This is a genomic window from Bacteroidota bacterium (assembly GCA_018816945.1).
Taxonomy (GTDB): Bacteria; Bacteroidota; Bacteroidia; order Bacteroidales.
Genome location: JAHIVC010000087.1, coordinates 92,192 through 105,474, shown reverse-complemented (window position 1 = coordinate 105,474; position 13,283 = coordinate 92,192). Strand labels below are relative to the sequence as shown.

General features: G+C 35.6%; 9 protein-coding genes and 2 tRNA genes. All 11 read left to right on the top strand.

Going from position 1 to position 13,283, the window contains the following annotated elements; all coding sequences use genetic code 11:
* The first annotated feature begins 12 nt into the window (after nucleotides 1–12).
* The 11 genes from KKG99_13310 (at nucleotide 13) to KKG99_13260 (ending at nucleotide 13,261) form a co-directional block, all read left to right on the top strand.
* Nucleotides 13–96: transfer RNA gene (locus KKG99_13310), tRNA-Leu, on the top strand.
* A gap of 50 nt (nucleotides 97–146) precedes the next feature.
* A tRNA-Leu gene (locus KKG99_13305) sits at nucleotides 147–230 on the top strand.
* 287 nt (nucleotides 231–517) lie between these two features.
* Nucleotides 518–1,267: a dipeptidase PepE gene (pepE, locus tag KKG99_13300; GenBank protein MBU1013972.1), complete on the top strand. Its 750-nt coding sequence runs from the start codon at nucleotides 518–520 to the stop codon at nucleotides 1,265–1,267.
* A gap of 246 nt (nucleotides 1,268–1,513) precedes the next feature.
* Nucleotides 1,514–2,866: a PQQ-like beta-propeller repeat protein gene (locus tag KKG99_13295; GenBank protein MBU1013971.1), complete on the top strand. Its 1,353-nt coding sequence runs from the start codon at nucleotides 1,514–1,516 to the stop codon at nucleotides 2,864–2,866.
* A gap of 23 nt (nucleotides 2,867–2,889) precedes the next feature.
* Nucleotides 2,890–4,254, top strand: a complete 1,365-nt coding sequence (locus KKG99_13290) for a PQQ-binding-like beta-propeller repeat protein (GenBank protein ID MBU1013970.1) — start codon at nucleotides 2,890–2,892, stop codon at nucleotides 4,252–4,254.
* A gap of 17 nt (nucleotides 4,255–4,271) precedes the next feature.
* The gene (locus KKG99_13285) at nucleotides 4,272–5,627 is read left to right on the top strand and encodes a PQQ-binding-like beta-propeller repeat protein (GenBank protein MBU1013969.1); all 1,356 of its coding nucleotides are present in this window, start codon (nucleotides 4,272–4,274) and stop codon (nucleotides 5,625–5,627) included.
* Nucleotides 5,628–5,697: 70 nt separating this feature from the next.
* The gene (locus KKG99_13280; protein ID MBU1013968.1) at nucleotides 5,698–6,342 is read left to right on the top strand and encodes an SGNH/GDSL hydrolase family protein; all 645 of its coding nucleotides are present in this window, start codon (nucleotides 5,698–5,700) and stop codon (nucleotides 6,340–6,342) included.
* A gap of 263 nt (nucleotides 6,343–6,605) precedes the next feature.
* Nucleotides 6,606–9,149 carry a DUF5686 and carboxypeptidase regulatory-like domain-containing protein gene (locus tag KKG99_13275; protein ID MBU1013967.1) on the top strand — a complete coding sequence of 848 codons (2,544 nt, stop codon included), beginning with the start codon at nucleotides 6,606–6,608 and terminating at the stop codon, nucleotides 9,147–9,149.
* Between the two features lie 65 nt (nucleotides 9,150–9,214).
* On the top strand, nucleotides 9,215–10,489 hold the full coding sequence (gene kynU / locus KKG99_13270; protein MBU1013966.1) for a kynureninase: 1,275 nt from the start codon (nucleotides 9,215–9,217) through the stop codon (nucleotides 10,487–10,489).
* Nucleotides 10,490–10,668: 179 nt separating this feature from the next.
* Nucleotides 10,669–11,880, top strand: a complete 1,212-nt coding sequence (locus KKG99_13265; GenBank protein ID MBU1013965.1) for a PQQ-like beta-propeller repeat protein — start codon at nucleotides 10,669–10,671, stop codon at nucleotides 11,878–11,880.
* Between the two features lie 133 nt (nucleotides 11,881–12,013).
* Nucleotides 12,014–13,261 (top strand): PQQ-binding-like beta-propeller repeat protein, encoded by a 1,248-nt coding sequence (locus tag KKG99_13260; protein ID MBU1013964.1) that lies wholly within the window; start codon nucleotides 12,014–12,016, stop codon nucleotides 13,259–13,261.
* Nucleotides 13,262–13,283 lie beyond the last annotated feature (22 nt).

Sequence of the window (13,283 nt, the reverse complement as noted above, 5' to 3'; positions counted from 1 at the left end):
TGCAAATTGATTGCCCAGGTGGTGAAATTGGTAGACACGCCAGCTTGAGGGGCTGGTGACCATTAGGTCATGCAAGTTCGAGTCTTGTTCTGGGCACTTTTGAATAATCATTCGAGAATAGTCATTCAAAAATTATCATTTGTAAAGCCCAGATGGCGAAATTGGTAGACGCGCTGGTTTCAGGGACCAGTGGATGCAAATCCGTGCAAGTTCGAGTCTTGTTCTGGGCACTTTTGAATGGTTAATGATTATTTTAATTTTTTAAACATCTTTAATAAAAAATAAACATTGAAAAATAATCGTTCAAAAATAGTTATTCAAAAATTATCATTTGTAAAGCCCAGATGGCGAAATAGGAGAAAAGGTTTCGTGTATCAATTCATTTCTTAAGGTTTAAATCCGAGCACCGTTAGCATTTCTATTTTGTTTTTCTTTTTCGATCTAATGATTTTTATGCTAAAAACAAGATGTTTTTTATCTTTACATCACTAATATATTCATAAAACAGAAACATAAAATGAAAAAGAGATTATTATTGATCAGTAATTCAACGAATTATGGAGAGGCCTATTTAGGCTGGCCGCAGGAACACATAAAGAGTTTTCTTCAAAATACAGGAGTTAAACGCATCTTGTTTATTCCTTATGCCGGAGTTGGGTTATCAAAAGAAAGTTTGGAGAAATCATTTGATCTTTACGAAGAGAAAGTAAATGCAGTATATCAAAAGCTTGGATATGAAATTTATTCAATTCATAAAGAAGTTGATCCGATAAAAGCGGTGAAAGCTGCTGAAGCAATTGCAGTAGGAGGAGGTAATACTTTTCATCTGGTTTACATGATGCATAAAACAAAAATCATGGATGCGATTCGTGAACAAGTGAATAAAGGAGTTCATTTTATGGGATGGAGTGCCGGATCAAATGTATGCTGTCCTTTTCTTAAAACAACCAATGATATGCCCATCGTCGAGCCGGAAAGTTTTAATTGCTTAAACTTGATTCCGTTTCAAATAAACCCACATTATTTGGATGTCAATCCTGAGGGTCACGGAGGTGAAACCCGTGAGCAAAGAATCGAAGAATTTATGGTCGTGAACAGAGATATTAATGTTGTTGGTTTGAGGGAAGCTTGTTTGTTATTATTAGAAGGGGATAAGTTAAATTTGGTTGGAAGGTACGGGATGCGACTATTTAAATTCGGACAAGAGCCACAGGAAATCCGGAAAAATAGCGATGTTAGTTTTTTACTGAAGCAAACAATTAGATAATCTTAATAAAAAACTGGTTATAAATTAATTAATAAGCACGATTGTCAATTTGGCAGTCGTGTTTTTTTATGCTTTTTAGGTAAAATTCTTCTGTTAGCCAATTCAAATTGCTATAAAAATGATTGTTTATTTCCTGACAATTTTTTGGTGCTATTTTATCAAATCCTGACGACATTTTTTCTAAAAATGTGATTTCGGTAGATCGAATTTATTTCTATCTTTGAAGCAAGCTCAAATAAAAAAACAATGAAAAAACCAATCACATTTATTCTTACAATTTTACTTTTTTCTGTATATAGTCATAGTCAAAATTCTGTTGCTTTTAGTCAAAATTGGCCATCGTTTAGAGGTCAGTATGCGAGCGGAATTTTTGACAATTCGAACATTCCTCTTGAATGGAATTTAGAAGAAAACATAAATATTGCATGGAAAACCCCAATACCCGGTTTGGGTCATTCATCGCCAATTATTTGGGGAGATAAAGTTTTTATTACAACAGCCATTAGTGAAAATTCGGAAGAATATTTAAGAGTTGGATTGTACGGTGATATTGCACCTGTTATGGATAGCAGTATTCATGAGTTTAAAGTTTATTGTCTGGATAAGAATAGTGGGAATATTATTTGGGAGAGGCTGGCTCATAAAGAAGTTCCAAAGGTAAAAAGGCATACTAAATCATCCCATGCAAATCCAACTCCGGCAACAGATGGAAAACATTTGGTTGTTTTTTTCGGGTCGGAAGGATTATTTTGCTATGATTTGGAAGGAGAACTTTTATGGAAGAAAGATTTAGGGGTTTTAGATGCTAATTTTTTTGCATTGCCTTCTGCACAATGGGGTTTTGCTAGTTCTCCTATCATTTATAAAAATAGAGTGGTAGTTCAATGCGATGTGTACGAAAGATGTTTTTTGGCATCGTTTGATGTAAAAACAGGAGAAGAAATCTGGAGAACCGATAGAGATGATTATCCAACATGGGGAACTCCGGCAATTTATGCCGATAAAAACAAAACCCAAATTGTATTAAATGGGTTTAAGCATATTGGAGGCTATGATTTTAAAACGGGTGAAAAAATTTGGTGGATGAAAGGTGGAGGCGACATTCCTGTACCTACCCCTGTTATAGCTCATGATATGATCTTTATCAATAGTGCTCATGGTAAGATGTCGCCCATTTATGCAATTTCGCCGGAATCAACAGGTGATATTTCATTGTTGGCAGATAACACATCCAATGATTTTATCAAATGGAGTATCGGTCGTGGGGGTTCTTATATGCAAACGCCCTTGGTATATGGTGATTATCTATATAATCTCGCTGGTAATGGACTTTTGAGCTGTTATAATGCACTTACTGGTGACTTAATCTATAAAGAACCATTAAAACCTAATGGAGGTATTTCAGCTTCAGGCGTAGCTTCAGATGGTAAATTGTATTTTGCTTCTGAAGCTGGCGATATTTTTGTCGTAAAAGCGGGTCCTGTATTTGAAATCCTTTCAAAAAACCCAATGGGAGAAATTTGTATGGCCAGCCCTGCAATTGCAAAGGATGGGATATATATCCGCACCCAACATCATATCGTAAAAATATCCAAATAAAATATTTAATTAAAACTTGAATTATGTTAAAATCACGTCTTCTATTAGCTTTAATGTTTGTATCGTTGATTGCCTGTAAATCAGAAATTAAGAAAGAAAGTTTAAGCCTTATGAACCAATGGCCAAGTTTTAGAGGATATCAGGCCAGCGGTGTAATGGATAATTCTAATATTCCATCTGTTTGGAATGTAGAAGAAAACGAAAATGTAGCCTGGAAAACTCCGATTCCAGGCTTAGCTCATTCAAGCCCAATAATTTGGAATGATAAAATTTTTATTACCACAGCTATTAGTAGTAGTGAAATGGAAATTTTGAAAGTTGGACTTTACGGTGATGGTGATTCTGCTCAGGATACTACCAGCCATCAGTTTAAGGTTTATTGCCTTGATAAAAACAGTGGAGATATTCTTTGGGATCGAATTGCACATGAAGGGGTGCCAAAAACAAAACGCCATACCAAAGCCACTCAAGCGAACTGCACCCCGGTAACTAATGGGAAATATTTGGTTGCTTTTTTTGCTTCAGAAGGATTGTTTTGTTATAACATGGATGGTGATTTGATTTGGAACAAAGATCTAGGGAAGTTGCAAACTGGGCCAATAAGAGATATCAGTCTGGATTGGGGTTTTGCAAGTTCTCCAGTAATTTATGATAATACGGTTGTTGTTCAATGTGATCATTCGGGAGATTCATTTTTAGCAACATTCAATATTGAAACTGGTGAAGAAATTTGGAGAATGCCCCGCGAAGAATTTTCTACTTGGTGTTCCCCAACTGTAATTGAGGTCAATGGAAAACCACAAATTATTGTGAATGGGTATAACCATATTGGATCTTATGATTTTCTAACAGGAAAAGAAATTTGGTGGATGCATGGAGGTGGAGATAATCCTGTTCCGACTCCTATTTTCAGAAATGGTTTAATTTATATTAATAGCGCGCATGGTCCTATGTCACCCATTTATGCCATCCGACCAGAAGCAAAAGGTAATATCACTTTAAATGATGGGGAAACAAGTAATGAGTTCATAATTTGGAGTATATTAAAAGGAGGAGCGTATATGACGACCAATCTTGCTTATGGGAATTATATTTATAATATTTTAAATAATGGACTTCTAAGTTGTTACGACGCTTTTACAGGAGAAATGATTTATAAAGAGCCTTTAAAGCCTGGAGGAGGAGTCTCTGCTTCAGGAGTTGCCTCAGATGGGAGGTTGTTTTTTACTTCCGAATTAGGTGATGTGTTTGTAGTTAAAGCTGGCCCCGTATTTGAAATTTTGGCTAAAAACCCGATGGGAGAGATTTGTATGGCAACCCCTGCAATAGTAAAGGATGGAATTTATATTCGTACCCAACATCATATGGTAAAAATTGCTCAGAAGTAGCACCTAAAATTTGTTTTATGTTCAGATTTCGTTTTTCAGCATCCATAGTATTTGTCTTTTTTCTCTCCCAAACACTTTATGGTCAGGTATCGATTGATAAACAATGGCCATCATTCAGAGGTTTAAATGCAAGCGGGATTTTTGATGATGCTAATCTTCCTTTAAGATGGAATGGAAATGAGAATGAAAACATAAAATGGAAAACTTCAATCCCCGGACTGGGCCATTCATGCCCTATCATTTGGGATGACTTTCTGTTTGTAACCACTGCCATTAGTGGTAATGAAAATGAGTTTTTAAAAGTTGGATTGTACGGGGATATTGACCCACTCGAAGATAGTACGATTCATCAATTCAGGGTTTATTGCCTGGATAAAAATAGCGGCAAAATTATTTGGGATCGTCTTGCTCATGAAGGAGTTCCAAGAACAAAACGACATCCCAAAGCCTCACATGCTAATCCAACTCCGGCTACAAATGGAAAATATTTAGTTGCCTTTTTTGGTTCAGATGGTTTGTATTGCTATGATTTTAGGGGTAATCTTATATGGTCAAAAGATTTAGGGAAGTTAAATGCAGGTCCTTACACCGATCCGGATGTAGAATGGGGATTTGCCAGCTCGCCAATAATTTATAATGGACGGGTAATTGTTCAATGTGATTTCTTGGGTGAATCGTTTTTAGCTTCCTTCGAAGTTGACACGGGCAAAGAGGTTTGGAGGATAATGCGGGATGAAATTTCAACCTGGAGCTCGCCAACAATCATTGAAGTTGAAGGAAAAGCCCATATTATTGTGAATGGGTATAAGCATATCGGAGCTTATAATTTTGAAACGGGTAAAGAAATTTGGCGGATGCAGGGAGGTGGCGATGCACCGGTTCCTACACCTGTTTTCAAACATAATTTAATTTTTATCAATAGCGCCCATGGAAAAATGTCGCCAATATACGCGATTAATCCTGATGCCAAAGGGGATATCACTTTGGGTGAAGAAGAAACAACAAATAATTATATCGTTTGGAGCATCAAAAGGGGTGGAGCATACATGACAAGCCCGCTGGTGTATGGAGACTATCTTTATAATTTGGTCAATAATGGCCTTTTAAGCTGTTTTAACGCACGAACAGGTGAATTAATGTACAAAGAGCCTTTGAAACCAGGTGGAGGAATCTCAGCCTCTGGAATCGCTTCTGACGGAAAATTATTTTTTACCTCTGAGTTAGGAGATGTTTTTGTTATTGAAGCGGGACCGGTTTATAAGTTGATCTCTCAAAATTCTTTGGGGGATATTTGTATGTCAACTCCTGCAATTTCAAATAGTACATTGTATTTTCGTACTCAACATTACGTGATGACAGTGGCTGAAAAATAGATAATTAGTCTTTAAAATAAAGATAATGAGTCAACCTAATAAATTTTTAATTTTCTCTCTGATTTTCCTTATGTCCTGCAATTTAAATCATCAATCAAAAAACACGAAATCCGAACCCATAAAATATCTGGCTTTGGGAGATAGTTACACAATTGGAGAAAGTGTTTTGGAATCAGAGCGTTGGCCTGTTCAATTAGTAAATAATTTGAAAGCCAAGAATATTGATGCAGAGGTTAACATATTGGCTAAAACAGGTTGGACAACTGACGAATTATTAAAGGCTATTAAAGATTCTACTCTTACTGAAAGCTATGATCTGGTAAGCCTTCTTATTGGTGTAAATAACCAATATCGTGGTCGTTCAGTTGAAAATTTTAAGGAAGAGTTTAGGGTTCTGTTGAATACGGCCCTTGCTTTTGCAGGGAACGATCCGACGAAAGTTTTCGTAGTTTCTATTCCCGATTGGGGAGTAACTCCATTTGCCATGGAGCGAGATAAGGATCAAATTGCCGGTGAAATTGACCATTTCAATCAGATATGTGAAGATGTGTGTTTGAAAAACAAGGTACTTTTTATTGATATTACCGATATCTCCCGAAATGTTTATGCTGATGAAATGCTGGTTGCAGCAGATGGTTTGCATCCATCAGGTAAAATGTATGCTCAATGGGTTGATCGAATCTTTCCTTACATTAGTGAAATAATTGATAACTAAACTATTGTACAATTAAGCCATATCAGTTTAGTGTTTTTAGATGGATAAATGGCTTCAGAATTTTGCTTATCGAATTAATTTAATTGAAAATTGGTGGCTATTTCTATTAATATTTCTTAATTTAACATGTTTTGTAATGTTTATTGTAACAATTAAAGCATACATGTCGTCTCGAATAAACCCTGTTGAATGCATCAGGGAAGAATAATCTTGGTAATATTTATTTTTTCAACGATCAATCTTAAACGCAAAATAAAACTCAAATGCGAAAATTTCATTTTTTTCTTAAGACACTCACCTTCATAGTATTGATATTGATACAAAACATTGAATTATCAGCTCAAACATCAAATAATAATCTTAAATTTATTTCCGGACAGGTGCTGGATCAAGAAAATGAGCCCTTGCCTTTTGTCAATATTTATGTTGAAGGCAGCACACATGGAGTAACCTCAAATCTGGAAGGGTATTTTACCCTGGGTATTGATAATAATGTGAGTTGCAACTTAGTATTTCGGTATGTCGGGTTTAAAAAACAGACCATTATAATTCCTATAGGCAAGAACCCATCACCATTAAAAGTTGTCCTTAGTGTTGAGAATGTTCAATTGAGTGAATTCGTTATTTCTGCAAATCGGGAAGATCCGGCATATCCGATTATTCGTGAGACCATTAAAAAACGTAAATATTATTTGGATCTTGTACATTCATTTTCTGCAAAAATGTACATGAAAAGCAATATCGTACTTGATGAAATACCGGAAAATTTTTTTTTCGTGCCCAAGAGTGAAATGCCCGATTCTACTGATCTGGGATTGGTTTACTTGTCTGAATCCGTTAGTAGGTACCATTTTGAAAAACCCGATAATATGAAAGAAGAGATGATTGCCTCTAAAGTAGCCGGTGAAAAGACAGGCTATAGCTTTAACAGAGCAGATATGATCATGCTTAACTTATATAAAAACCTTATAAATGTTGGGATCTCTGAACGTGCCTTTATTTCTCCAATAGCGAATAATGCCATGTTTTATTATGATTACAAACTCATTGAAACTTTTACTGATAATGAGGATTTGATTAATAAAATTCAGGTTATCCCGAAGCGCAAGCATGATAATATTTTTAGTGGTTTTATCTATATCGTTGATAAGATCTGGAATATTCACAGTATTGACCTCATGATAAATCGTCAATCGCAAATCGATTTTACTGATAGTATTTACATTCGTCAGGTACATGTGCCGGTTAATGATTCGATCAGAATGCCATTGTCTTTGCATATCGTGATGTATTTTAAAGTATTCGGGTTTAAGGCAAATACAAACTTTATTGGGTTCTTCTCAGAGTATGATGTCAATAAAACTTTCCCCGAAAAGTTCTTTAATAATGAGGTTTTTAAACTTACGAAAGAGAGTACCAAAAGAGATTCAGTTTATTGGGAAGATAGCAGACAGTCGGTTCTCACCGATGAAGAAATAAAAAATTATCATAAAGGCGATAGTATTTTGGAGTTGAAAGAATCACAGGCATATAAGGATTCTGTTAACAAAAAGAATAATATATTTCATATCAAGGATGTATTATGGGGTGGAGGTTACACGTATCGGAATCAGTTCAAACATACTTCATATTCTTTGAATCCCTTATTAAAATCTATGTTCAATTATAATGTGGTTGAAGGATTAAATATCGATATAAATCAACGTTTTTCAAAAAACTTTGATAATAGGAATAATTTCTCATTTATTCTGTCCACGAAATACAGTTTTACAAACCGGAATCTTTATTTTCAACCTCGAATTACCTATTCTTTTGATCAAATACACAGCCAGTATCTCCGATTAGAAGGAGGTATAAATAGCTTTCAGTATAATGAAAGTAATCCCATCAGTTCTATCATAAATACCTACTATACGGTTTTGTTAAAAGAAAATTACGCCAAATATTTTGAGAAAAAATTCCTGAAATTAACATTTGGCAGGGAAATTATGAATGGCCTGGATGTGGCAAGCTCCATCGAATATGCGAAAAGATCACCGCTTGTAAACAATTCAGATTTTACAGTGTTTAAGTTTCCGGATAAGGAATTTACTTCCAATAATCCTTTAGACCCTCTCGATAATAGCCCTGCCTTTATCAGTAATAAGGCACTTATCTGGACAATCGATTTTACTATCAAATTTGGACAGGAATTTGCTACCTATCCCGATCATAAACAGCGTTATGGGAGTAAATATCCAATAATCAAAATGGTTTACAAGAAAGGAATAAACACTTCTTTTTCCGAATCTGATTTTGACCAATGGTATTTCAGGTTAAACGATAAAATAAGCTTGAAAAATTTTGGGGTTTCGGATTATACGGTTGAGTTAGGAGGGTTTTTCAATACATCTCATATGTATTTTACGGATTATAAACATTTTAACGGAAATCGAACCATCTTTATCCCGGTTGAAGGAACGACTGAAATTTCTATCGGAGGTGGAAGTAATTCTAATTCAGAAAATAAATCGATACTTTACCAATCCCTAAATTATTATTCAAATAGTACGAAGGGTAATTATATAGCCATTAATTATGCGCACCATTTCAATGGTTGGATCATCAATAAAATACCATTCTTACGAAGATCTAAAATTCAGGCTTTAGCCGGGATTAATTTCTTGTACACTGAAGAAAAAAAGGAATATACAGAGCTCTATCTGGGTTTTGAACACATATTTAAAATGATGCGGATCGACTTTGTAAGCAAGTATTACAAAGGCCAGAAGTTAATCCCTGAAGTACGAATCGGGGTTGGTTTCTGATTTAGATCGGTTAATTGAATTTTTCTTTTGATATTTGTAATGTAACCTAGACCGAATTACCATACATGAATAATTTTTTAAAGAAAGCAACAGAACTCGACAATTGTGATCCACTTTTGCCGTTTAGGAATAGATTTTACATTGATAATGATCAAGTTATCTATCTCGATGGAAATTCATTGGGCAGACTTCCTAAGCAAACAAAAGAACTCATAAATGAGGTCGTTGAAAAGCAATGGGGAGATAAATTGATCAACAGTTGGAATGAAAACTGGATTGGGCTGCCAAAAAGGCTTTCTTCAAAGATAGCAAAGCTGATTGGCGCAGAAGAAGATGAAGTTTTTGTTGGTGATACAACTTCATTAAACCTCTATAAACTAGCACATTCAGCACTTAGTTTAGACAAAACCAAAACCAAAATAATTTCTGATTCATTAAATTTCCCAACTGATTTATACATAATTCAGGGATTGATTAATCAGCAATTTAAGACCCTTAAACTTGAGTTGGTTGAAAGTGAAGATGGTATCCAAGTATCTGAAAGTATGATATCTAAGCTATTGGATAAACATACAGCTTTGGTCAGTTTGAGCCATGTTGCCTTTAAAAGTTCATTCATGTACGACATGAAACGGATTACTGAATTGGCTCATCTTAATAAGGCCTTGATAGTATGGGACTTAAGTCATTCAGTTGGGGCTGTACCCATCAATCTTAACGGAAGTGGTGCAGATATGGCCGTAGGTTGTACTTATAAATATTTGAATGGTGGACCTGGAGCACCTGCTTTTCTATACGTTCGAAAAGCGTTACAAGAAAAAATGACAAATCCTATATGGGCCTGGTTTAGTCATTCCGAACCATTCAAGTTTTCGAATAACTATGCAGCCAGTAACAGCATCGAGAAATTCGCAACCGGTACACCCTCAGTAATTTCACTTGCTGCAATTGAACCAGGTTTGGATATTGCACTTGAAGCCGGTATGGATAAAATCAGGGATAAAAGCATCAGGCAAAGCACTTTTATGATCGAAATGATTCATGATTTATTATCTCCCTTGGGCTTTATAATTGCATCTCCTTTAAAATCAGACATTAGAGGTTCGCATGTTTCTATTCAACATCCGGAAGCTTATCGAATTAGCCAGGCGATGATTGCGCCCAATGATAGTTCAAAATCTATTATCCCTGATTTTCGACCACCCAATAATATCCGTTTAGGCATTGCTCCGCTTTATAATTCATTTATCGATATTTATGAGACGATTGTTCGGATTCAAGCTATTGTTGCAGAAAATCAATTTCAGCATTATAGCTTGGAAAGAAAGCATGTTACCTAAAATCAACTTCCCTTAAGACAAATAATCATTAATAGGAATATTCTAAATAGATTTTTAACAAGTAGTTAAATACCTATATTTATTTGTTAAAAATCTGTTAAATAGGGCATAAGGCAACTTAATAATCTTTATTTTTAGTCAATTATTTACCCTAATCAATCTATTAAAAATCAATTTTTATGAAACTAAGACTACTTGCATTATTTAGCCTGCTAATTACCACACAGTTACTATCACAAAATTCTGTACAATGGAGAGGCTTGAACCGTGATGGAAAATACGATGAATCCGGACTTTTAAAAAGCTGGCCTGCCGAAGGCCCTCAATTGTTATGGCATTTTGATGAATTAGGTGATGGACATGGCTCGGCAGCCGTGACCAAAGATATGGTATATACTACAGGAACTTTAAACGGAATTACTTATGTTTTTGCATTCAATAATGAAGGCAATCTTCTATGGAAATCAGAAGTTGGAAAGGAATGGATAGAAAGCTGGCCAGGTGTAAGAACAACCCCTTTGATTAAAGATAACAAATTGTACTTGATGACCGGTTATGGACTTATTGTTTGTATGAATGCAAAAAGCGGAGACCTGATCTGGAAAGTGGATATCATGACCGACTATGACGGTCGAAATATTGTATGGGGGATGTGCGAAAATCTTTTGATTGAAAATGAAAAACTGTTTTGTACGGTTGGTGGGTTGGATGCCAACGTGATTGCTTTGAATAAAGATTCAGGAAAGCTTATATGGAAATCAAAGGCTAAAGGCGAAAAAAGCGCATACAATACACCCGGGCTTATCGAGTGGGGTGGTATTAAAATATTAGTTACTATGACAGAATTCTCAATTCTGGGAATTAATGCAGAAAATGGAGAATTACTTTGGAGCCATGAACAAACCAATCAATATTCAGTTCATGCTAATTCACCACTTTTTAAAGACGGAAAACTTTATGTGGTAAGCGGTTATGGTAGAGGAGGGGTAATGCTTCAACTTTCGGATGATGGGAAATCAATTACCGAATTATGGCGAAATGAAAGTCTTGATAGCCGCATGGGGGGAGTTATACTTGATAAAGGCAGGATTTATGGTGGAGGCGACAAAAGTCGTAAATGGGTTTGTCTGGATTGGAATACAGGAACAGAACTTTACGACTCGAAAGAGATCGCAAGTGGCAACTTGATTATGGCCGATGGTTTGCTTTACTGGTACGGAACGAGTGGTGAAGTTGCTTTGGTTGAGCCAACAAACGATAGTTTTAAAATTATTAGTAAATTTAAAGTTCCCTATGGTTCGGCACAACATTGGGCACACCTTGTCATATCTGGTAAAAGGCTATATGTTCGACATGGAAATTCAATGATGGTTTACTCAATTTCCGGATAAATTTTATGTCTGTTAAAACCATCAGTTACGCGATGTTTCTGCTTACTTTATCCAAAAGTTATTCTCTGTCTTGGATATATTGGTAAAAACATCGTTTTTTGTATCAAGTACTTCTTTAACTAAAAAACTTACTGTGAAAAAACTCATCTTATCCATATTATTTGTATTTGGTTTATTATCAAGCTATAGCCAGGTAATTGATGAATTCAGGGGCATTGGCCGAACTGGAATTTATAATAATGAAACAGGATTATTAAAAGAATGGCCTGAAAATGGCCCTGAAATGATTTGGTCGATCGAAAATATCCCAATCGGACATTCTGCATTAACAAAAGCCTATGGCATGCTCTATTTAACCGGTATCCGTGATTCCCTGGAGTTTGTATTTGCCCTAAGTTTAGACGGAAAGATCAAATGGCAGACCAATTACGGATGTGCATGGAATGGTGCTTTTCCAAATAGCAGATGTACACCTACGATCGAAAATGAACGACTTTATGTTTCAAGTGGTTATGGCGATCTGGCTTGCTTGAATGCTTTTAATGGTGACATTATATGGCAGGTGAAGGCGATGGATAAATTTGAAGGCACCTATGGAAGATGGGGGATCGCAGAGTCATTAATCGTTCTCGACAATAAAGTGTTTTTTACGACGGGAGGAAAAAAAACAACTATGATTGCACTGGATAAAAATACAGGAGAAACCATATGGATGACAGAAACACTAAAGGATAATCCATCTTATGCTTCACCAATACTAATCCAAACAGAAGAAAATAAAATTATTGTCAATGTAACTGAAAACTATGTTGTTGGCGTTAATTCTGTTGATGGTGAAATTTTTTGGAAATTCAGTTTTGGGGCGTTCGCCGGAGGCAGGGGCAGGGCAAATATAAATTGTAACAGCCCAGTATATAGCGATGGGAAATTGTTTATTACTGGTGGTTATGATCATCGTAACGTGATGCTACAATTGTCCAAAGACTTCAAAAAAGTTTATTTTGAATGGAGTGATGATGTACTTGATGTGCATCATGGTGGTACTGTTAAATTAGGCGATTATATTTATGGTTCGAACTGGGAAAATAATGGAATGGGCCGATGGGTGTGTTTGGATTGGAATACCGGAGAAACCAAATATGAAACAGAATGGATCAATAAAGGTTCGATCATATCTGCCGAAGGCTTATTGTATTGTTATGAAGAAAAATTCGGAACCGTGGCAATTGTCAAAGCTACTCCAGATGAATTTAAAGTGATAAGTTCATTTAAAATCCCATTAGGTAGTAAAGGACCCTATTGGACTCATCCGGTGATCAAAGATGGTATCTTATATGTTAGGCATGGAGATGCACTTATGGCTTATAATATTAAAGAATAAACTTAGATTTTGAATTTTATCC

Coding starts and splice junctions, on each gene's coding strand:
- KKG99_13295 (MBU1013971.1), top strand. CDS start 1,514: ATGAAAAAACCAATCACATTTATTCTTACAATTTTACTTTTTTCTGTA.
- KKG99_13275 (MBU1013967.1), top strand. CDS start 6,606: ATGCGAAAATTTCATTTTTTTCTTAAGACACTCACCTTCATAGTATTG.
- KKG99_13265 (MBU1013965.1), top strand. CDS start 10,669: ATGAAACTAAGACTACTTGCATTATTTAGCCTGCTAATTACCACACAG.
- KKG99_13290 (MBU1013970.1), top strand. CDS start 2,890: ATGTTAAAATCACGTCTTCTATTAGCTTTAATGTTTGTATCGTTGATT.
- KKG99_13280 (MBU1013968.1), top strand. CDS start 5,698: ATGTCCTGCAATTTAAATCATCAATCAAAAAACACGAAATCCGAACCC.
- KKG99_13285 (MBU1013969.1), top strand. CDS start 4,272: ATGTTCAGATTTCGTTTTTCAGCATCCATAGTATTTGTCTTTTTTCTC.
- pepE (MBU1013972.1), top strand. CDS start 518: ATGAAAAAGAGATTATTATTGATCAGTAATTCAACGAATTATGGAGAG.
- kynU (MBU1013966.1), top strand. CDS start 9,215: ATGAATAATTTTTTAAAGAAAGCAACAGAACTCGACAATTGTGATCCA.